This is a genomic window from Kutzneria sp. NPDC052558, assembly GCF_044547355.1.
In the GTDB taxonomy this organism is placed as follows: Bacteria; Actinomycetota; Actinomycetes; order Mycobacteriales; family Pseudonocardiaceae; genus Kutzneria.
On sequence record NZ_JBIUAG010000057.1, the window covers coordinates 1 to 18897 of the forward strand.

22 protein-coding genes and 2 pseudogenes are annotated in these 18897 nt (G+C 69.6%); 11 read left to right on the top strand and 13 right to left on the bottom strand.

Annotated elements, in window-relative coordinates:
* The 3 genes and pseudogenes from ACIG5F_RS47555 to ACIG5F_RS47565 all read right to left on the bottom strand — a co-directional run.
* Positions 1-347, bottom strand: a pseudogene (locus ACIG5F_RS47555) (hypothetical protein); the annotation flags it as partial.
* Positions 348-454: 107 nt separating this feature from the next.
* Positions 455-1366: a universal stress protein gene (locus ACIG5F_RS47560; RefSeq protein ID WP_396526982.1), complete on the bottom strand. Its 912-nt coding sequence runs from the start codon at positions 1364-1366 to the stop codon at positions 455-457.
* A 582-nt stretch (positions 1367-1948) separates the two neighbouring features.
* Positions 1949-3031 (bottom strand): hypothetical protein, encoded by a 1083-nt coding sequence (locus tag ACIG5F_RS47565; RefSeq protein WP_396526983.1) that lies wholly within the window; start codon positions 3029-3031, stop codon positions 1949-1951.
* 213 nt (positions 3032-3244) lie between these two features.
* On the opposite strand from ACIG5F_RS47565, the gene ACIG5F_RS47570 reads away from it, so the two are divergent.
* Positions 3245-3808, top strand: coding sequence for a UTRA domain-containing protein (locus tag ACIG5F_RS47570; protein ID WP_396526984.1), 564 nt, complete (start codon positions 3245-3247; stop codon positions 3806-3808).
* Positions 3792-4520, top strand: coding sequence for a GntR family transcriptional regulator (locus ACIG5F_RS47575; protein WP_396526985.1), 729 nt, complete (start codon positions 3792-3794; stop codon positions 4518-4520). Before ACIG5F_RS47570 ends, ACIG5F_RS47575 begins: the two co-directional genes overlap by 17 nt.
* Before the next feature lie 11 nt (positions 4521-4531).
* On the opposite strand, the gene ACIG5F_RS47580 is transcribed toward ACIG5F_RS47575, so the two are convergent.
* Both ACIG5F_RS47580 and ACIG5F_RS47585 read right to left on the bottom strand, forming a co-directional pair.
* Positions 4532-5284, bottom strand: a complete 753-nt coding sequence (locus ACIG5F_RS47580) for a 5-formyltetrahydrofolate cyclo-ligase (RefSeq protein WP_396526986.1) — start codon at positions 5282-5284, stop codon at positions 4532-4534.
* On the bottom strand, positions 5281-6441 hold the full coding sequence (locus tag ACIG5F_RS47585) for a helix-turn-helix domain-containing protein (protein ID WP_396526987.1): 1161 nt from the start codon (positions 6439-6441) through the stop codon (positions 5281-5283). The genes ACIG5F_RS47580 and ACIG5F_RS47585 overlap by 4 nt, the downstream gene beginning before the upstream one ends.
* Before the next feature lie 307 nt (positions 6442-6748).
* On the opposite strand from ACIG5F_RS47585, the gene ACIG5F_RS47590 reads away from it, so the two are divergent.
* The 5 genes and pseudogenes from ACIG5F_RS47590 to ACIG5F_RS47610 all read left to right on the top strand — a co-directional run.
* Entirely contained in the window at positions 6749-7057 is a 309-nt protein-coding gene (locus ACIG5F_RS47590) for a hypothetical protein (RefSeq protein ID WP_396526988.1), read from the top strand.
* 254 nt (positions 7058-7311) lie between these two features.
* Positions 7312-7632: a hypothetical protein gene (locus tag ACIG5F_RS47595; RefSeq protein WP_396526989.1), complete on the top strand. Its 321-nt coding sequence runs from the start codon at positions 7312-7314 to the stop codon at positions 7630-7632.
* Between the two features lie 321 nt (positions 7633-7953).
* Entirely contained in the window at positions 7954-9144 is a 1191-nt protein-coding gene (locus ACIG5F_RS47600; protein WP_396526990.1) for a hypothetical protein, read from the top strand.
* A 154-nt stretch (positions 9145-9298) separates the two neighbouring features.
* Positions 9299-9856 (top strand): NADPH-dependent FMN reductase, encoded by a 558-nt coding sequence (locus ACIG5F_RS47605; RefSeq protein WP_396526991.1) that lies wholly within the window; start codon positions 9299-9301, stop codon positions 9854-9856.
* A gap of 568 nt (positions 9857-10424) precedes the next feature.
* Positions 10425-11008: pseudogene (locus ACIG5F_RS47610) on the top strand (error-prone DNA polymerase); the annotation flags it as partial.
* Between the two features lie 38 nt (positions 11009-11046).
* Here the strand turns inward: ACIG5F_RS47610 and ACIG5F_RS47615 are convergent.
* The 5 genes from ACIG5F_RS47615 to ACIG5F_RS47635 all read right to left on the bottom strand — a co-directional run bounded on the left by ACIG5F_RS47615 (position 11047) and on the right by ACIG5F_RS47635 (position 14208).
* Positions 11047-11583 carry a hypothetical protein gene (locus tag ACIG5F_RS47615; protein ID WP_396526992.1) on the bottom strand — a complete coding sequence of 179 codons (537 nt, stop codon included), beginning with the start codon at positions 11581-11583 and terminating at the stop codon, positions 11047-11049.
* Between the two features lie 554 nt (positions 11584-12137).
* Entirely contained in the window at positions 12138-12326 is a 189-nt protein-coding gene (locus ACIG5F_RS47620; RefSeq protein ID WP_396526993.1) for a hypothetical protein, read from the bottom strand.
* A gap of 21 nt (positions 12327-12347) precedes the next feature.
* A complete protein-coding gene (locus tag ACIG5F_RS47625; protein WP_396526994.1) occupies positions 12348-13337 on the bottom strand; it encodes a hypothetical protein in 990 nt (329 codons plus the stop codon).
* Positions 13334-13930 carry an RNA polymerase sigma factor gene (locus ACIG5F_RS47630; protein ID WP_396526995.1) on the bottom strand — a complete coding sequence of 199 codons (597 nt, stop codon included), beginning with the start codon at positions 13928-13930 and terminating at the stop codon, positions 13334-13336. The genes ACIG5F_RS47625 and ACIG5F_RS47630 overlap by 4 nt, the downstream gene beginning before the upstream one ends.
* The gene (locus ACIG5F_RS47635) at positions 13927-14208 is read right to left on the bottom strand and encodes a hypothetical protein (RefSeq protein WP_396526996.1); all 282 of its coding nucleotides are present in this window, start codon (positions 14206-14208) and stop codon (positions 13927-13929) included. The genes ACIG5F_RS47630 and ACIG5F_RS47635 overlap by 4 nt, the downstream gene beginning before the upstream one ends.
* A 280-nt stretch (positions 14209-14488) precedes the next feature.
* On the opposite strand from ACIG5F_RS47635, the gene ACIG5F_RS47640 reads away from it, so the two are divergent.
* Genes ACIG5F_RS47640 through ACIG5F_RS47650 form a run of 3 tightly spaced genes read left to right on the top strand, consistent with a single transcriptional unit; the run spans position 14489 to position 15680 of the window.
* The gene (locus tag ACIG5F_RS47640; RefSeq protein WP_396527019.1) at positions 14489-15028 is read left to right on the top strand and encodes a helix-turn-helix domain-containing protein; all 540 of its coding nucleotides are present in this window, start codon (positions 14489-14491) and stop codon (positions 15026-15028) included.
* Positions 14947-15342 (top strand): hypothetical protein, encoded by a 396-nt coding sequence (locus ACIG5F_RS47645; RefSeq protein WP_396527021.1) that lies wholly within the window; start codon positions 14947-14949, stop codon positions 15340-15342. Before ACIG5F_RS47640 ends, ACIG5F_RS47645 begins: the two co-directional genes overlap by 82 nt.
* Positions 15306-15680, top strand: coding sequence for a hypothetical protein (locus ACIG5F_RS47650; protein ID WP_396526997.1), 375 nt, complete (start codon positions 15306-15308; stop codon positions 15678-15680). The genes ACIG5F_RS47645 and ACIG5F_RS47650 overlap by 37 nt, the downstream gene beginning before the upstream one ends.
* Positions 15681-15880: 200 nt before the next feature.
* Here ACIG5F_RS47650 and ACIG5F_RS47655 read toward each other — a convergent pair whose 3' ends face one another.
* The gene (locus tag ACIG5F_RS47655; RefSeq protein WP_396526998.1) at positions 15881-16198 is read right to left on the bottom strand and encodes a GNAT family N-acetyltransferase; all 318 of its coding nucleotides are present in this window, start codon (positions 16196-16198) and stop codon (positions 15881-15883) included.
* Here ACIG5F_RS47655 and ACIG5F_RS47660 point away from each other — a divergent pair.
* Positions 16107-16712, top strand: coding sequence for a hypothetical protein (locus ACIG5F_RS47660; RefSeq protein WP_396527022.1), 606 nt, complete (start codon positions 16107-16109; stop codon positions 16710-16712). The genes ACIG5F_RS47655 and ACIG5F_RS47660 overlap by 92 nt on opposite strands.
* Positions 16713-16783: 71 nt before the next feature.
* Here the strand turns inward: ACIG5F_RS47660 and ACIG5F_RS47665 are convergent, their stop codons facing one another.
* A complete protein-coding gene (locus tag ACIG5F_RS47665; protein WP_396526999.1) occupies positions 16784-17269 on the bottom strand; it encodes a hypothetical protein in 486 nt (161 codons plus the stop codon).
* Positions 17270-17489: 220 nt separating this feature from the next.
* Complete coding sequence (locus tag ACIG5F_RS47670) at positions 17490-18770, bottom strand: helix-turn-helix domain-containing protein (protein WP_396527000.1); 1281 nt, start codon at positions 18768-18770, stop codon at positions 17490-17492.
* Positions 18771-18897: the final 127 nt, after the last annotated feature.

Here is an 18897-nt window from a genome sequence, read left to right on the forward strand (position 1 = left end):
GTGGCGGCGTGCTCCAACAGCTCACGCAGCCCGGCGGCGGCAGCCGGCAGCCGGCCGACCAGCTTGTCCACGGTGTCGGTGCGCTGCCGGGACAGGTCCCGCATCGCCTTGCCGTCCAGCGACTCCTGCGCGGCGCGCAGCTTCGCCCCGAGCTCCACCAACGCCGCGACATCCTGCGGGCGCTTGCGGGCCAGCTGGTTGGCCTGCCCGGCCACCACGGTCGGCTTGCGCAGCTTGCGGATCCGGTCGGCCAGCGCCGGCTGGGATTTCGCCAACTTCTCACGCTCGGCCACGAACCGCTCCCGAGGCAGCCCGTATAGCGTGTCGATCGCCGCATCCAGGTCCACGGCCGAGGATACATCGTCACTTGACCGGAACAGCGCGCGATTCCGGTTGCCGGCTCGCCTACCCACGTCCAACGGAACCACCACCACTTCACCGGTCCCCGTCCGGTTCACGGAACCACGGCGACCGGGCAGGGCGCTTGATGCAGCACCGCATGACTGACGGAACCAAGGATCGCTCGTTTCAACGCCCCGCGATGGCGACTGCCCACCACAATCAGCGCAGCGTCGCCGGCCCGATCGAGCAGAGCCTGCGCTGGCTGCTCCTCCACCTCGTCACGCTGGATATCCAGGTCGGGATGCTCGGCGCGCCACGCCTCGACTTCAGCGGCGACCGCGGCGTCGACAACTTCCTGCTGCGCCGTGGCGACGCCGCGCTGCTCCACGGTCAGGCGCTCGGCGATCAGTGCGAACGGGCTGTCCGACCGGCCGTGCACCGCCCGCACCGCCCGCACCGACAGCTTGTGCCGCGATGCAAACTCAAGCGCGAAGCGAGCCGCGCCGCCACCGGCGGCCAGGCCACCGACGCCGATGACCACCGCCCTGGCTCGACCGGATGTCGTCTCGTCACGTACGACGACCACTGGACGACAAGTGGCATGCACCAGATCCGAGACCGTGGAGCCGAGCACGGTGCGGGACAACGCGCCACGGCCCGATCCACTGACGGCGATCACACCGGCATCGACTTCATCAGCCTCGTCGGCCAGCGCGTCAGAGGCCGTGCCGTCGAGCAGCACCGACGTGACCGTGAGCGCCGGCTGTTCCCGTCTCAGGCGCTCGACTTCCGACGCCAATTCGGCAACGAGAGCACGGCGAAGCTCCTCCCGGTCGCGCTCCGGTGGAAAAGTCGTGAGCACATCGGGCATGGTGCCGACCGGCCACGCCGTGTCCACGACTTGAACGAGGCGCAGTGGCCGCTCACACGCCATCGCCTCCCGTGCCGCCCACACCACAGCGTCATGTGCCTTGGCCGAACCGTCGAAGCCGACGACGACCGGCGAACAATCCGACGAGGTCAATGTGACGTCCTTTCATCCCGGGATCACGGCTGCCCGTGATCGGCTCTGACGAACCCCGTGAGACCGCCGTCCTTATAGCCAGCGGATCGCTCGGCGCTCCGGCCTTCGCCGCAGTACGACGGCATCGGTCAACACAGGTTTCGCCTCCCGTTGCGGGCATAACGAGATGATGGCAAGTACCCGCTCAGCCGCAGGGCAAACAGTGGACGATCCAAAGTGCGAGGAGTCGACCGACGTGGTGATCCAGGTGGCGCATGGCGCCATCTGCGGCACCGATTTGAAAATGGCGCGGGGCACGCCGCCGAGCATGCCGGCGGCCGCCACGGACACGGCTGGGATGGTCCGATGTAGGCGGGCGATGGCCACGAGTGCCATCGCTGGTGCCGAATGCTCGCCGCCCACGGCATCCTCTGCGACGCCGACGATCTCTTGCTCCGGCCGCCATCGACGCCCGGGGTCGTGGTCATCCACCCCGGCGCCGGCTACAGCAGCCGCCGCTAGCGAGCCGCTGTCCGCCGACGCTCGGATTGACGACCGCAGCTGAGATCCTCCACTACCTCCAACACTCGGCGAAAGCGACGCTCACTCGTCTACAGCGGAAGAAAGGCACGTGGGTGCGCCTGCCACTCGGCGCGGCTCGGTGATCTCGCTCGTCCACGACGCGTTTGGGCGGGCCATCTCCAGGTTCCACGCCGACCACGCCGCCTCGGGGTGTTCGCCGGGTTCGACATCGCCGAGCGGCAGCCGGCCGAGCGTCACCGTCCAGTCCTCGGCCGCAGAGGCGATCGTGAGCCGACCAGATCGTCGTGCGACGAAGTACCTGGCTCCGCGCAGGCCCGCAACCGGATCCACGAGCCTAGCCGCCACCGTCGCCAGCGACGGGGAGTCGCGCCAGTCGATCTCGAGCACTCCGAATGTCTGCCGGAAGGCCAAGTTCGACGCTGCCGAGAACAGGGCACACCGCCTGAGTATCGCGCTGAGCAGGGAGTCGCTAACAGGTTCCGGCACATGGTGTGCCATCGCGTCCCGCTCTTCCGGCTGGATCGGCAGCGGATCATTTCCCAACCACTGCAACGGATTTCCAGGATCTAGGGCCTCCGCATAGGCCAACGCCGCTGCCCAGCAGCGGTAGGGCACGTTGGCGAGCGTGAGGTTGGCCGGCGAGTCGAGCACGTACAGCTCAACCCACCGGTGATGAAGCACCGCGCGAAGGCCCGGCATACCGACAAGAACGCCCTCCGGCGTGATCCTGGGCAGGAGTTCAGCCAGCAGTGGCCCGAGAGAGCCCGCGTTGACGTGCAGCGTCAAGCCGTCGGGCAGGGGTCTCACCTTGCGCACCACCCGCCCACCGCTACTCGGGAACCATCTACTGGCCGAGGCAGCGGGGTGATCCAGGTGATGAAGAGCCCGCACAACAGCGCGGAGGACTTCGGCCTCGAGGCTCTGCTGCGTGCTGCCGGTCGCGTCCGGCAGCACGACCGCCCGGACATGGTCGTGCACCGGCGGAACGACGTCGACGCCAGGAGGGCGGACGAAGGCGTCGCGGTCGAGCTCCTCGGCCAGAAGTCGACGGTCGTCGAGGCTCAGCGAGCCGACCCCGCAGACCATGTCGGAGCACAGCGTGGCGTCGGCCTCGCCGGTGTACTGCCGGCGCAGGTCGGCCATGCGACGGACCAGAGCCGGCCGGTGCGACATGACCATCTCCCCAGGTGCTGTTCGGCCGATACTTCAACCTCGTCAAGAGCACGCCAACCATATAGCCTTTCGCGAATGGCGGCAAGGCCGGTGAAGTTGATCGGGGCAGCCGTATCACTGTTCCGATAAAGTTCAACCCGGCGACAGAGGACCCGCAGGCCGGCGAGCAGAGGAGCCTTCACCGTGCACGACTCGGGCGCGTGGATCAGCGTCTCCATGCCGTACGTGACACCCCGCCAGGCCAGCGCGCCGGACCCGTGGGCGCAGGAAGCCGCCGACCACGGCCACGTCGGCAGCCAGCGGCTCCTGCACGTCGGCGAGGTGCAGCCTCCGCCGTTCGTCGCCGCCGCGCTGCAGGTGCCGCCGTCGAATCCCGTCGTCCTGCGGCGCCGTTTGGTCCTGCTCGACGACGAGCCGGTCGAGCTCGTCGAGTCCTACTACCCCACCGACATCGCCCGCAGCACCCGGCTCGCCGAGGCCCGCAAGATCCGCGGCGGCGCGCCTACGCTGCTCGCCGAGCTGGGACACACCCTCCACCACGTCGAGGAGGATGTGTCCGTCCGGCTGGCGGCAGAGGACGAGGCCGATCTCCTCGTCCTGGCTGAGCCGACGCCGGTCATGCAGCTGGTGCGGACCAGCAGCAGCCAGAACGAACGCCCGGTCGAGGTCAGCGTGATGACGATGCTGCCTGGCCGGCACCTGCGCTACCACCTCACGATCGGACATGACGATGCCCAAAGCCACTGACTCCCGGCCGCTGCACCAACAGATCGCGGCCGAGCTGCGGGCCCAGATCATGTCCGGCGACCTCGCCCCGGGCGACCAACTACCGTCCACCAGCCAACTCGTGGACCAGTACGGTGCGGCGAACCCGACCATCCAGAAAGCCGCCGGCGCGCTGAAGGACGAGGGCTTCCTCCGCAGCCGCCCCGGAGCCGGAGTCTACGTCCGCGACCGACAGCCTTTCATCGTCGACGCTGCCAACTACCTCGAACCGATGCCGCGCGGCTACGCCTACCAGCTCATCGACGTCTCCGAGGCTCGGCCGCCCGCGGACGCGGCGCAGCAGCTCGGGCTCGGCGCGGACGAGCTGGCCGCTATGCGGCATCGACTGCTGCTGCACGACGACGAACCGGTGGAGATCAGCTGGTCGTTCTACCCACTCGACCTGGCCAAGGGAACGCCGCTGGCCCGCCGTCCACGGATCCGGGGCGGCGCACCCCGTGTACTGGCCGAGCTGGGCTGGCCCCAGCAACGCTTCACCGATCGCGTCTCCGCCCGCCAGCCCACCACCGCCGAGCTGGAACAACTCGACCTACCCGCCGACGTGCCCGTGATCCGTCAGCTACGCACCATCTACTCCGGCGACCGGCCGGTCGAAGTCAGCGTCCTGGTCAAAGGCGCGCACCGGTACGAGCTCAACTACGAGCAGGCGATCCCGGAGCCGCCTTCAGCGTGATCGGTCCCCGATCACTGCTTGCTCGACCTCGCGGACGACATCGCCGCCAGGACCGGGATGGCCGCGATCTTCTCGGGCGTCAGCTGTTCCCAGATCAGGCCCGCCGGACGGCGAGCCGGTCCGCAGGCGATGACCTCCTCAGGCGTGACGATCAGGTCCACGCTGAAGTCGTGCTCGGTCTCGGGTAGCTCGTCGTCGACGATCTGGAGCTGGTGGACCGTGGTGACGATCGTCGTGTTCGGACCGATCAGACCGGCCTCCTGGAGCAACGCGACCTCGATGTCGGCGTAGCCGGCCCCCTTGCCCAGTCGCACGCCGGCACGGTTGACCGCGACACTCCCGCATACCACCAGATCGATGGGCCTGAGCTCGTCGACGCCCACGTTGCGAGCTGCCTCGGCGGCACCGTCGCCGGTCGCCGCAGTTTCGGCCGACACGCTCAACGCCGCGGGATCGAGCAGGTAGAACGGATGCTGCTTGGCCAGTCTCGGCACCGCCATGTACACGAGCTTGTTCTCCCGCAGCGCTCGCACGCGCACAGGGAGCTGAGCCTTGTCCGGCACCGCCTTCACGACCGCACTCGACATCCACGCGTCCAACTCGGCGAGCCGATCGGCTGCCGCTTCGCGCCCCACGAAGTTGGGGATGCGGCCGTGCACATCAGTGTCGTGGGCGGCTTCCCGCCGTTCGAGCAGGTCCCAGATGCGCTGGCGGATGGCGTTCTTCTGCTCGTCGAGGTTCAGGCCGGGCACGAGACTCCTCACGCTGCGGTCATCAGGGAGAGCAGTCGATCATAGACGTCGCCGACGTCCTTCTCGGCCCGCCACGGGCCGAGCTCCCTGGCGGCATCGAACACGACATTCATTCCTCCGCCGCCTCGCGTCTGTTCGAGGACGCTGATCGCCTCATGCAGCGCAGTGGTCGCTCCGTCGAGCTCGCCCTGGCGGAGGCGGGCCAAGCTCAGGTTGCCGAGCACGATCGCCCCGCTCTTCTGCCGAGGTTGGATGCCGCCCGCACGCCTCTCCAAGATCTGCTGGGCGCGGCGATTGTCGCCCAGGAACAGGTGGCAGGAGCCGGTGATCCGGTCGAACTGCGAGGGGGACAGCATGAACCCGGCCGGATCGTGCGGATCCACCTTCTCGAGGTGGGATTCGGCCTGGCTGATGGACAATTCGCACGCCCGACGGTCTTCCAGCATGGCGTGGGCCTCCGCGCAGTGCAGAAGTGCGAGGCCCGTAACAACATGGCTTGATCGCTCGGTCAGCTCGACAGTCTGTTCGGTCAGCGCCAATCCCGCCTTCGGGTCGCGCTCGCCGTAGAGGGCGATGTAGCCCTTCCGTAGGAGTGCATGCCCTTCCGTCACGGTGTTTCCGACATCGTGGGCCGCGGTGATCGCGCCGTCGAAGTAGCCACGGGCGTTGTCGTGATCGCGCCGCTGCGAGGCGTCCCACACGAGTTGCCCCATCAGCGTCATCGTCTCGGCCTCGACGTCACGGAGTTGGCACCGGACGCGGCCGTCCGCGACATGGCTGCCGAAGAAGGCGATCTGCCCCAGGATGAGACCGGTTTCCGCGAGCAGGTTGGTCGATGGCTCGCTGTCATAGCGCTCGTCCACCTTCTGGACGCGTTCCCTCAGGTCCGCGACGGTGACCGCGTCGAGGCGGTGCGGTATGCGAAGCGCGTCGGAAACGCGATCGGAACGCGCCGGCGGCGCGGCTTCGGCGAGCAGGTTCTCCATCTGCTCGGCGGAAACCTCGAGCACGTCGGCGAGGGCAGACTGCGCCACCGGCAGTGGCTTTTCCACGCCTCGTTCCCACCGGCTCACCGTGGACCGCTCAACCTCCATGCGCTCGGCAAGCGTCTCCTGCGTGAAGCCCAGCGCCTCACGGCGTCGCCTGAGTCCGTCGCGTCGGGTCGCCATTGCTGTCCCCGTTTCGTGTGACCGACATTGATTGCCGTCTACACTGTTTGACCAGGTCAACCCTACCGCAGGTACCTCGCTGCGCCGCGCGGCCGGCCGACTGAACCTCAAAGTCCCTGCCACAGCGCGCAAAGAACCACCCGATCGGTGCAGCGAGCACGCCGCCACACAACCGCAGGTCAGGCCCGACCTCGCCTCATTCCCGCCTCATGGACGCCCCACCGCCGCTCTGGTCCCGGCGATTTCCCGGCGTTTAGCTGGTCTCGTCAGCAGCGAACAACAAGTCAACCTCGATCGGTGGTCTCAGATGAGCCCGAACGCGCTGGAGAAGGTCCGTCTGGACATTCTGGACGACCTCTCCTCGTGCTTGCGAAGCTGCCACGACGGCCACACCACTGGAATTGCCGCGTTCGGCGTGTCCACCCCGAGCGAGCTCGCACTTCGTCTGGCCGGGGCGCTCTACGTGCTCACCCGGCTTCACGAGGTGGACGACCGAGGCCGATGTCTGGTCTGCCGGCCCGACACCCTCCACACGCCCTCGTCGCCGGCCTTGGCCAACGCGCACGGCACCGTGTCGGCTGATCAAGGTCGTTGCGTTCTTCGCCACCGCCGATGAAGAAAAGATCTGGCTGCGGCTCCTGCCTCGGCTGGGGATCCGCCTGAGTCTGAACGAGATTCGAGCACACCTCGCCACCGGCTCGATGACACACGACTTCGCCGGCACGGTGCCGATCCCCGATCAGGTGGACCGGGCCGAACGCCCGACTCGACACAACAAGCACGTCAGCGCCTAGCTACGCAGCCGCCTTCTCCACGATGCTCCCCCTAAGTCCGCACCCCGTCCTGCTCCGCCACCACCAGGAACGCATCATGGCTATTTCCCCGCATCAGCAACCGGAAACCGACGGCGTTCACGAGTCGCTCGCCACATTGGTGGCGTTCATGGGCACGACCGACGACGCCATCGTCGCGGCGGCCGCCAGGCGTGAGGTCCCGCGCCTGGTCGGGGTGATCGAGGTGCTGCTCGAGGACCACCAACCTGGCTGCGACACGCTCTGCGCGGCTTGCCGCCCCAAGCGAGGGCTCAGGTGGAAACGTCGCTGCCTGCCCTGCCGCGTCTACCTCGCCGTCCAGCTGCACCTCGACGGCGCCGCCACGCTCAGCCGCCACTACACGACCTCCACGGCGTGAGACTTCGTGTCGGCCCCGCTTACCCCCCGCCCCGGGCCGACACCACATGACCGGGTGCGCCGCCCGTGCTACGCGGCGCACCCGGCCCCCGTTAGTGGTCACGTCCCGAGGCGGCGGTGTGGACGTCGCTCTGCGTTTCGGGCCGACGATCAATCTCAGCCTCGCCGTAACCAGCGACAGCGCTGGTGAAGTCGACCAGGTTTCCCTTCCCCCCAAAAAAAGACAGCGCCCACGACCTCGCCCGGCGACACCACGCGACTGTTCTCCAGCGACGTGTTGTGCCCTCGGCGACACGGCGGCCACCAGCAGGAAGAAGAACAGATGCCACACCGTTTGTCGCTGGTGCCGCAACTGGCTGAGCTGCGGCGGGCCTACACAGGGGAGACCGACTCCTCGCTGATGCCGACCGTCACGAACGGCGTCCAGCGACTCACCACCGCCGACCGCGCCCTCCTCCACGAACTCCTCGGCCACAACTACGTGGCCCGCCTGTTCGGGCACGACGAGATGCCGCCACCGCCAACCCATGTCCGCCAAGCACTTCTGCCCGACGCAACCGATCCCGCCCAGCAGGAACTGGAATCAGCCGTCCTGTGCGCCGCCGGCAAAGCCGTCAACTACCTGCACCTACGCCAGCCGGCCGACCTGGTGCGACCGGCACAGGTCTTCCGCATGGTGCGCCCCGACCGCGGCGCGATGGTGCTGCACCTGCACGGCGGCGTGTTGGGGCCGCTGCTGGCGGAACTGATGCCCCGCGAGATAGGCGGCGCTGTCACAGGCGTCCCGGGACTACGAGCAACGGTGTGCCGCCGACACGTCGAGCTCTACCTGGTGGACCAGCCCCAGGCCCGGATCATGCTGTCCAGCGTGTCCTGGCGGCAGTGGACCGCCGCACTGACCTTCGTCGACCACGTGGTCGGGCCGCTGGGCAAGTTGGCCTGGCTGGGCAACGACCCAGCTCCGCTGACCGAGGCCGAGCAGTTCACGTTGACCACCCGGCGCCGAACACCGGGCCCCGTCGCGCTCAACAGCGCGCTGTTGCGCCGCGGCGGAGTGTTCCGGGACGTGTGGTGGTGGCGGGCATGGAGTCGGGGCCGCGTGAACACCACGGTCGAGTGGCCTACCGAATGGGCAGTGCCCGCCTGGCGTACGCACGACACCGACAAGCCGGCGCCGGCGCCCGCATCCCTGACGCTGGGCACCGTCGCTCGGCTGCTGCTGCACCCGGTGTACGGCATCCCCGGACGCTGCCCGCGACCGCGCTACTTCGATCACGACGGCCTCACCCTGACGGTCCCCGCCCATGCCGATAATGATGCGCATGCCGGGATCGGGTCTGCGGAACTCGTATTGCGCCTACGCGACGCCGGACAGGAGGACGGCGACCCATTCGAGGGGCCGTCATGGCGAGACGCCTCCGGCGCATGGAACGACTTCACCCGTGTGCTCGCCGCCCCCAATCCAACGCTCCCCAGACCCATGACCGCTCCCAAGCCAGGTCCCGATCACTAGGGTGCCCGTGGGCTTTCCCTACCCGTGATGACCAGGTAGGCCACGGGCTGGCCGAATGTCCCGTCGCCACCGTCTACAACCATGTCCGAGCCTTCCTCGCGACCACAGATGGCAAACTCAGCGGCAGCCGGAAGGGCCGAACTGAACGTCGACCGTGCAGATCATCGTGGCCAGCACCCGGCCCGGCCGGGTGGGCCCGTCAGTGACCCGGTGGATCGAGACCGCCGCCAAGGAGCACGGCGGCTTCGCCGACGTGGAGCTGATCGACCTCCTGACCGTGAACCTGCCGCTCATGGACGAGCCGCACGCCCCCGCCGAGCGCCGCTACGTCCACGCCCACACCAAGGACTGGAGCACGACCATCGCCAGGGCCGACGCCTACGTCTTCGTGACCCCGGAGTACAACGGCGGCTTCAACGTGCAGCTCAAGAACGCCATCGACTACCTGTTCACCGAATGGCGGCACAAGCCGGTGGGCCTGGTCGGCTACGGCGCCACCGCCGGCGGCGCCCGCGCCACCCAGATGCTCAAGTCGGTGGTCAGCGCCGTCGGCATGACCCCGGTCGACGGCCCGCACTTCGTGTCCGTGCACCACCTGCTCGACGACAACCGCGAACTCCGGCCGGCCGCCCCGGCCCCGGCGATCGCCGGCCGGATGTTCGACGAGCTGCACCGCCTGTCGGAGGCGTTCAAGCTCCTCCGGGACGCGTGACTCTCCCCTTGAGCACGACGTCCAGGCCCGCGGCCGGCTGGCCGGTGTCACAGGTGCCGCGCAGTGCGATGACCGAGCGCGGTTCTTGGACGTAGGCGGCCGCAACAAGCCCAGGCCGTTTGCGTACACGAGCGGCGTCCCGTGTTCGGCCAGCGCCGGGTACGCGCTGGCCTGCTCCGTCACCAAGGAGTCGGCCAGCACCGCGGGCCGTCCGGTTGCCAGCGCGAGGCCGATCGTGTGCAGTTCCGGATGGCTGTTGGAGGCGGCCAGTCCACGCAGTCGGTACACCAGCGCGATCTGTTCCGACGTGCTCGGCCTGATCTGCACGCCGAGCATCAGGAAGCGGTCCAGGGCCATGTCGGCGAACTTCTTGGGCTCGGCCTGACCGGCCTGCTCCGCATAGCTGGTGAGCACGGCGGCGAACTCGACCATCGCAGCCTCGGAGAGGTACGCGTTGGCCAGCAGCCGCATCGCGGATTCACTGTCGATGTCCCACGTGGGATCGAGCATCATCAGCACCACAGCCGGCGCCAGCACGACGCCGTGTTCGCAGACCTCGCGAAGGTAACGCTCCTCGGCGAAGATGGAGCGTCTCAAGACGCGCTTATACGAGGGGATGGCGCTCAACGGCATCGTCGGGGAGTTGGCCAACACAATCTTCTTGCGACTCAAGGCTTTCTCCAACTATGGCTTCCCGGAAAGCCATGCCTTGTCGTTCGCGGTGTTGGTCTACGCGTCGGCGTGGATCAAGCACTACTACCCGGGCGCGTTCTGCGCGGCGCTGCTGCGGGCGCAGCCGATGGGCTTCTACTCCCCGCAGTCGCTGGTCGCTGACGCCCGCCGGCACGGTGTCACGGTCCGCGGCGTCGACATCAACGTGAGTCTCGCTCACGCCACTCTCGAACTGCTCGATGCCGACAGTGAGGTGCGGGCGGTGCGGCTGGGGTTTGGGCGGTCCGCGCCATCGGATCCGACCTCGCGGACCGGGTCGTCGCCGAACGCGAGGCGAACGGGCAGTACGCGAGCATGGTCGACCTCGCCCGGCGAACGCTCATGACCACGCCGCAACTGGAAGCGTTGGCGACAGCAGGGGCGTTCGCCGGGTTCGGGATAGATCGGCGGCAGGCGTTGTGGGCGGCGGGGGCCGCGGCCGGGGGAATTAGGGTTGGAACCGGGGCGGAGCTGGGTGGTCAGGATGCGCTGGGCGGCCACACGGACCTGGCGTTCCTGGGCAAGGTCACGATGCTCATGGCGCTGCTCATCTGGGCCTCGGGCCCGAGGCTGGTATCGGGCGGCAAATAGGGCATGCGGAGGTAGGCGCACAACACCTGCACGATAGTGGGCCGCTGCCGCGGGTTGTCCTGGGCCAGTCGTTCCAGCGCGTACAGCCCTGCCAACCGGACTGGCGCTTTGCCTGAGCCGAGCTGGTCAGCGGCTTTGGTGTACAACTCGGTGATGCGACGAGCGGTGGCGTCGGCCTCGGTGGCGGCGGCCACCCGCTCCTTGTGCTCGGAGTCGGCAGCGGTGCTGACTTCCTGGTGCCATTGTCGGCGTACGGCTAGCAGCAGCGCGAATACTCCGCCGGTACCCGCGGCGATGCTCAACCCGGTCTTGATCGCCTCCACCTGCGCGGCGGCAGGGTCCTTCGCCGCGCTTGCCACGTGCCAGAGGCCGATGGTGGCGCCCCAGGCCACCGCGGCGATCACGACCGCGGCGGCCGCGACCATCCACCAGCTCAACGGCGGCCGCGCCACTGTTGAGCTGCCGCGGCCGGCCCGACGTCGAGCCCACCGGGGAATTAAGGCAGTCACTCGTTGCGGCACCACTCGCCAGGCCGCCCAGCCCGCCAACAGTACGGTCAGCGTTATCCAACTCAGCGACACAGCGTGCTGGGGCCAGCCACACGCCGACCCCCGGCCAATCGATCCAGCCGGCCTCTGTGGCCACCCACGCCGCCGCGGCCACGCCGGGCGCACTCCACTGAACGGCCGCGACCACGCCGCACCGATCCACCGAATCCTGATCAGTCACGTCGGAATGTCGCGCCGCATCGGCTTCGCGCTACGCGTGGAGGCTCGGTCCCGCGCTCCTGGTACCTCGCGGCTGCCGGGACAGGCCAGGACGTGACACTGCTGTGAGACTGATCTTGGTTGACACCGAGCTGAGACAAGGCAGTACCCGCAGGTCAGGGAAGATCAACGTGTCACGCGAGGTGAGGCCCTACAGATGTGCCGGAGGTGGCGGTCGCCACGCCCTCGAGGGACTGGGCCTGATTCGGGCTTCAGTCCATTCGTGGCAGCGGCATGTCGAGCTCCGGTGTCTCCTCCGTGGAGGACGCGGACCTGTGGGGCCGGCGGCCGTAGTTGCCGTAGAAGTAGATCCCGGAACTCGGCTGCTTCGCCTCGATGACGACGACCTCCTCCTGCCCGCACTCGTGGCCGTGTTCGAATCCGTCTACTGTGGCAGTCACGTCGTCGAGCTGACCAGCCCGCTACGGGAGCCACAACACAGTAGCGCCGTCGTTGTCGACCGCGACGGGATGCAGGCTCGTGAACCAGTGGACGGTCGAGGTCGGCTCCATGTACAGCACTGCGGTCAGGAGCCCCATCGCGAGTTGGTATCGCTCGCTTGAGACCTCCTCTTCGGTCGGGCGCCCCAACAAGGTCGCGGCAGCCAGGGCTCGCGGCGAGCCGTCGCCCACGGTCTCCTGCCGCAAGCGGCATTCGTGCAGCACTGTCAGCGCAATCTCCTTGGGGTCCGGCGCGCGGTTGGTCGGGCGCGCCGCGCTCACCGCCCGCACCTGGTCAGCGATCCTGTGCTGCCACGCCGACAGAAACCGGTAGTACAGCTCCCGCGCGCGGAGTCCTCCACGCCCGGCCACATCGCCGGTGGACCGGTCCCCGTGGAGGAGAGGAAGAAGATCGGCTACGAGATACTCGCGCACGTGCCTGTGCTGGTCGGTCTCGGCCCTCGCTCGACCGGCGATCGCGTCGGCCTCCGTCTGAGCGGCGGCGATGATCGACGCGGCGTGCTGTTCGGCGGCCGCGACGATCCGGTCCGCATGGGTCTGGGCGGCCAGCACGAGCTGGGCTGCCGCGTCGGCGCGCTCCACGGCGGCGTCGCGATCCTGGTGCGGCTCGCGGGCGTTCGCAGCCAGCGGGGTGTCGGCGGCCGCGGTGGTGGTGTCGCCGATCGCGTCGGCCAACACCGCGATGGTGGCCAGCCGTTCCGGGGCGGCGATGGCCTGGTGGGCGGCGGCCATCTCGAACCACATGCGGGCCGTGGCCAGGTCGCCGGCAGCGAGGTGCTGCTCACCCAGCGCCATCGCGGCCAGGCCGACGTCCTGCGAGTCCAGGCGGGCCTGCCGCTCGGCGGTGTGTTCGGGGGTGCGCGCGGCGACCCGGGCCTCCAGCGCGGCGAAGTCGGGCGCGGCGACGGTGGCCGGCGCGGGCTGGAGATCGGGATCGTGGTGGTAAGTCATCGCTGGGGCCTCCACCGCGTCTGCGTAGCGCTGGTCCTGATGGTCGGGTCGTCGGCGTGGCGCCGCAGCACCTCGTGGGCGTTTTTGAGGCGGGCTTGCAGGGCGCGCTCGGTGATGCCGAGCTCGGCGGCGGCCTGGGCCTGGGTGGTGCCGTCGATGTGCACGGCGACGATCGCCGCCCGCTGCTGGGCGGTGAGCAGGTCCAGCAGTTGCGGGACGCGGCGTTGGGCGTCGATGCGGGACAGCAACGCGAGGATCTCGTTGTCGTGGCCGGTGGTGCGCTCGAGGTAGTCGAGCAGGATCTTGTCGTCCACGGCGGCCAGGTCGGTGCGCTGCCGGCACTGCTTGGCCCACAGGTTGCGCAGGTCGCACTTGATCGACTGCTTCATCATGGCCACCGCCCTGCTGATCGGGAACTCGCCGCGCTGTCGCCACCGCTGGATGAGGTCGACCGCCGCATCCTGCACCAACTCCTCGGCCTGGCCGGGGTCGCGGGGCAGTCGGCGGTGCGCGTAGGCCAGCACCTCCGGCCAGAGCTCGGCCAGGACGGCGCGCAGCCGGTCCTCGCTGTCGGGGTTACCCGGGGTGCTCACCCGTGCCGCACCCCGGATTCGGCGGCCACCACGCCGGCGTCGGGGATCGGCGAGGTGACGGTCAGCGTCCAGTAGGCGTCGGGGTTCTCGACCACCAGCGCCTCCGCCCGGACTCCCGCGCTGGCGACCGCCGACGCGACCTCCGCCATGGCGTGGGCCCGAGCGCGGGAGCAGATCCAGCGCTCGATCCCGCTGACCAGCGTCTCGATCAAGCCGAGCAGGCCGGCCGGCCGGACCAACTCCCACCGGGCATCGTCCTCGAACTCGTTCCTCGTCACGCCGTGCTCCGTCCTGCCATCGAGTAGCCGGCGAACACGCCGACACTAGTAACTCCCGGCAGCGCCCACCGACACGAAACCCCACCGGCTGATTACTCCCAACAGAGCAGCGGCCTAGTCACGGGGCGGTAGCCGCCGCGCCGGCGGACACGTTTCGGCGTTGTGACCTGCGTGGATACCAACTCGTCTACCGAGCCGGCTACCAGGTCGCCGACCGGCCCGGGGTCCCCTGGTGCTCTCGCCCCGCCGCCAGCGGCGATTCGGGAGCGTGACCACCACCATGGGCTCGACCCGCGCCACCTACCGCGCGTGCGACCACCAGCGGCACCTCGACGCCGTCGCCGGCCCCTGCGGACTCCATCACGGCGCCGGTCGGCTGTTCGTCCCCGAGTCGGTCTTCAGCGAGCCAGCGGTACGGGCCGGACTGGCCGTCCGCAACGTCGGGCCGCTGTTCAAGGCAGTGCGGACCGAGCTTCGCCTGAGCCAGCTGGAACTCGCAGTGACGCTGGGGCTGTCCCAAGGGCAGGTCTCCGACGCCGAGAACGGCGCACACCGGCTGGTGAAGGTCGGCCCGGTGCTCGACGTGTTGATCGCGCTGGGAACTGCACCCGAACTGATCGGATTCCCCCACCCAGTCCCAGTAGCGTTGTGGGCGAGGACGGGGAGGCGATCGGCATGTGGCCCTGGCGATCCCAACCGACAACGCCAGCGACAGGTCCGCGCACCGACCGTCGGACCGTGCTGCACGGCGCGGCCGCGGCCGCCGCGCTCGCCGCCACCGGCGGGCCGCCGCGTTCCGCCACCACGGCGGCCCCCGTGATCCCGGCCTGGGGCCGGCCGATCCACAACGCCGTGCTGCACCCCACCGCCGCGATGCGCGCCGTCCGGGCCGCAGCCACGACCACACCGGCCACAGCGCGGTCCGCCGCCGAGACCACGCAGGTCGAGGTGCAGGCCGGCGTCGCCGGCGTCGCGCGGGAATCCCTGGCCTCGGCCTACGCCACGCTCGCGACCACGCTGCCCCGCCTGATCGGGCAGGGTGCGATGTTCCTGCACGGCCTGCCCCCGGTGGCGATCAGCGACCGGCTTTCGCGGCCATGTCCGATATCTGGGCGCTGGCCGACTGGACGTTGATCAAGGCCAACCTGGCCGGGACCGCCCGCGTCGCCGCCGAGAACGCCGTGCACAACGCCGAGGTGGCCGACGACCGTATGCGACAGGCGGCGGCGCTACGGTGCGCGGCCGAGGTGGAGATGAGCGCCGGGGCCTACCCGCTGGCGATCCAGACCGCCCTGGCCGGCGCCACCGAGCTGGCCGCGACCCCGGCCGACCACCCGGAGCTGGCCGTCAACATCCGGGCGCGGCATTCCTTTCCGCGGCCACTGCTGCCGCCCGCGCCCGCGACGCCCGCAGCTGCCTGCGCGCGGCCATCGCCTGCGCCGAGCTGGCCGAGCGGCGCGGGGGATGGCTGATCGACGTGGCCCGGGTGCACGTCGAGCTCGGCTATCGGGCCGATGCCCTGGCCACCCTGCTGGCGGCGACCGCGCCGCCCCGGGCGAGGTGCGCGCCCACCGACACAGCCACACAGTCGTCCGGACGCTCCGGTCGCACGAGCAGGCCGGCAGCGGGCTGCGGGAGTTCGCCGTGCGCTGCGGACCCGCGCTCTACGACCTCACGGCCTGACCGGGGCGAGGCTGGGCACGCCGTGGTGGCGGGCCGAGCGGATCGGCCGCCACGTCATCCCCAACCCCCTGTACAGCCTGATCGCGGTGGTGTTCCAGCTGTCGACCAGCAGCGCAACCCGGCCGTGCTGGTCGGCCAGCTCGCCGAGGACGAACGCGCACACCGTCGCGCCGAGTCCTTGGCCCCGTCGGTCGGGGGCGACCGCGACGCCGGCCATGAACCCCACAGTCGGTGCCGACCACGCCTCGCACGCCACCGCCACCAGCTCGCCGTGCTGCCGGATGCCGGCCCAGCACCCCACTACCACCCGGGCGGGCCTCGGCGTCCGGGTGGGCGGCCGCGAGCAGCTCGGCGACCTCGTCGTCGGCCGTGGCCGGCAACCACGCGACCGGCCCGGCCCTGGCCGCCGGCCGGCGGAGTTGGCCGGCGGTGGCTTGCATCCAGCCGTACTCCTCGCCCAGTACGAGATCGGGCCGGAGCGGGCCGAGCGCGGTGATCAACGCGGTGTCGCCGGTGACCCGGACCTCCCTGCGGTCGGCCAGGACGTGGTCGGCCAGCACGGCGACCGCGTCGGGCCGACCACCGACCAGAAGCCGATCTCGCGCCGACAGATCGGAGCCCAACGCGCCGTACGCGCCGTCGCCCATCCAACCTGCGTGCTCGCGGCCGGCGGCGGTCCACGCGATCAGCGCGTCGTCACCCGCAAAGCGAACGACCTCGGCCACCGAATGCGCCTGTCGCACAGTCTCATCCCCGCTCATAACGCCCATCCTCATCCACTCGGCCACGCCCTTCTGCTGCTCGGCGCGGCAATGCGGTGACCACCGAGACCGCCCGACCAGCGACACCGGCGGCGACGTGATCGCGCCGTCCGGCGCTGGGCCGGCGGGTGCTACACGCCCGCCGTCGTATCGCCCTCGGGTGGCGTGATCCCCAGCAGCGCGAGCAGTTCCCAGGCCAGCGCGGTCATACTCGGCCACGGCGCCGGCTGGGCAGCCGCCTTGCCCGTCGCCGCCTTGACGGCCGGTGCCGGCTCGGGCAGCGGCGCGTGAACCTCGGCGACCGGCTCGGCCAGCTGGACATCCTCGAACCGATAGACCTGCAACGTGGTCCGCAGCGGGACCATTGGCATGAGCATCGTCTGGCCGCCGAGCTGGAACTCCACACCGAGCACCTCGCCGTGCTCGGACACACGGCGCACCGGCCCCATCCTCGCGGTCGCGCCAGCCTGCGCCATGACCGCGAGCACCTCCTCGATCAGCGTGTAGCTGCACGTGATCAGGGCGGTACGGGTGCTGTAGTCGCCCGTGGGATCCAGGGTGTTGCCGGCGGCCTCCCACAACTCCTGCGGGGTGCGGGTTTCGCGTGGTGCACGCATCAGCGAATCAGACATCACGTTCTCCAGTGGTCGGCCAGGTGGCCCGTCGCCACTGGGGTGCGGGCAGCCGGCGACAGGCCCGCGAGCCGAACATCCCAGTGCCCGCAGCTCACCGACTGAGTATCGTATCTCTGTTCGCATTGGAATGTGTCGAGCCACGGGCACGCGTGATCGCGACCGGCATGCTGCGCTGTGCGGGGCCTCAGACCAGGAACGCGCTCTACCCGTCGGCCTGCTCGCGTCGACGGCCGAGGTAGTCGTCGGTCTCGAACCGGGCGAGCATGTCGAAGGCGCGGGCGAACCGCATCATCAACCGCCGGGTCACCGCGGCCGGTGCACCCTCCAGCTCGACCGTGCTGGCCATCGTGCCGGCCACATAACGCTCTTGGCTGAACACGACCAGCTCGCCCAGGCCGAAGTGGCCGTCGCTACGGCCAGGATCCGCAGGGAGTCCGGCAAGGCCGGTCACCCCGACTGCCAGTTCCCACCGGCCGGCGTAACCGAAGTCGGTGCCGATCGCGCCGGCGAGCTGCACCAGGCTGCGGACCATGCCCAGCACGGTCTCCGTTCGCACGAACTGCTGCTGAAGGTGACGTCGGTACTGGGCACTTGACAGGCCGGCGGCGAACAGGGTGAGCCTGCCGTCGTCCGCGATCTCCAGGTCCGACTCCTCGGAGAACCCGACCGTCCATCGGCGGCCACGTAGGTGCCGCGAGTGCCAGCCAAACCCCGTCGCTCTGGGCTCGACGTTATGGATCATCTGTTCCCAGGGGCGGTCTGCGCCCTCGGCGCACACATCGAAGATCAACGAATTGAGCGCGCCGGGGTTCAAATGCTCGGTGAGCAGCTCCGGCGGACTCGCCGTCGGCTGCGCGACCGCATACAGCCGTACCCCGTCCCGCTGCACGGCCGGCGCGGGGTCGCGGGCGATCTCCTGGTCGATCAGCTCCTGTGTGGTGACCTGCCGTGCGCGGCGCACGGCGTGCAGCCGCGCAATCTCGCCGTCGGGCAGCACGCGCTTCACCGTGTCGCCGCGTCCGTGGTACTTGCCGTCGACCATGTGCGGTGCCAGCGGACTGGGTGGCACCTCCACGATCAGCACGCCCCGGTTCAGGCCGCCCGGGTCGTCGGGATCGACGATGCGGTGGCACTGGACGAACAACGGCGGATCGCAGTGGTGGCCGACGACCTGTTCGATCATCTCGGGCACGCCGTCGAGCGACTGCGGCGCGAGCGTGAAGGTGCCGGCCTGCTTGTCCTCGTCGATGCCAATGATGAGCATGCCGCCGTCGTTGGCGAAAGAGGCGAGGTCGCGGGCCAGCTCCTTCCTTACGTCCTTCTTCCCCGCCGCACTCGCGTTGATCTCGCGCTTGGCGTCCAGCCAGTGCCGCTCGGCCAGCAGACCATCGTTGAGCACGGCCTGGACGTCGGCGATGGTGCGTGGTTGCCAGCGGGGCACGGTAGGCCCCAGGTACAAGGTCGGCGGCGTGGGCTCGGTCATGCCGCCATCATCGGGGTAGCCGGCCGGGCGACGCGACTTACTTGTCGGTGCTTCGGCAGACCCGCGACCGTCCCCGGGCCGGCAGTACAAACGGCGAAATCCTGGCCCAGATTGGGTCGCCGACCGG

Bases quoted from the DNA above. Each gene is read 5' to 3' on its own strand.
- ACIG5F_RS47565 (WP_396526983.1), bottom strand. From the start codon at position 3,031: ATGGCCGACCTGCGCCGGCAGTACACCGGCGAGGCCGACGCCACGCTG.
- ACIG5F_RS47575 (WP_396526985.1), top strand. From the start codon at position 3,792: ATGCCCAAAGCCACTGACTCCCGGCCGCTGCACCAACAGATCGCGGCC.
- ACIG5F_RS47585 (WP_396526987.1), bottom strand. From the start codon at position 6,441: ATGGCGACCCGACGCGACGGACTCAGGCGACGCCGTGAGGCGCTGGGC.
- ACIG5F_RS47590 (WP_396526988.1), top strand. From the start codon at position 6,749: ATGAGCCCGAACGCGCTGGAGAAGGTCCGTCTGGACATTCTGGACGAC.
- ACIG5F_RS47595 (WP_396526989.1), top strand. From the start codon at position 7,312: ATGGCTATTTCCCCGCATCAGCAACCGGAAACCGACGGCGTTCACGAG.
- ACIG5F_RS47600 (WP_396526990.1), top strand. From the start codon at position 7,954: ATGCCACACCGTTTGTCGCTGGTGCCGCAACTGGCTGAGCTGCGGCGG.
- ACIG5F_RS47615 (WP_396526992.1), bottom strand. From the start codon at position 11,583: ATGGTCGCGGCCGCCGCGGTCGTGATCGCCGCGGTGGCCTGGGGCGCC.
- ACIG5F_RS47625 (WP_396526994.1), bottom strand. From the start codon at position 13,337: ATGACTTACCACCACGATCCCGATCTCCAGCCCGCGCCGGCCACCGTC.
- ACIG5F_RS47640 (WP_396527019.1), top strand. From the start codon at position 14,489: ATGGGCTCGACCCGCGCCACCTACCGCGCGTGCGACCACCAGCGGCAC.
- ACIG5F_RS47650 (WP_396526997.1), top strand. From the start codon at position 15,306: ATGTCCGATATCTGGGCGCTGGCCGACTGGACGTTGATCAAGGCCAAC.
- ACIG5F_RS47660 (WP_396527022.1), top strand. From the start codon at position 16,107: ATGAACCCCACAGTCGGTGCCGACCACGCCTCGCACGCCACCGCCACC.
- ACIG5F_RS47665 (WP_396526999.1), bottom strand. From the start codon at position 17,269: ATGCGTGCACCACGCGAAACCCGCACCCCGCAGGAGTTGTGGGAGGCC.
- ACIG5F_RS47670 (WP_396527000.1), bottom strand. From the start codon at position 18,770: ATGACCGAGCCCACGCCGCCGACCTTGTACCTGGGGCCTACCGTGCCC.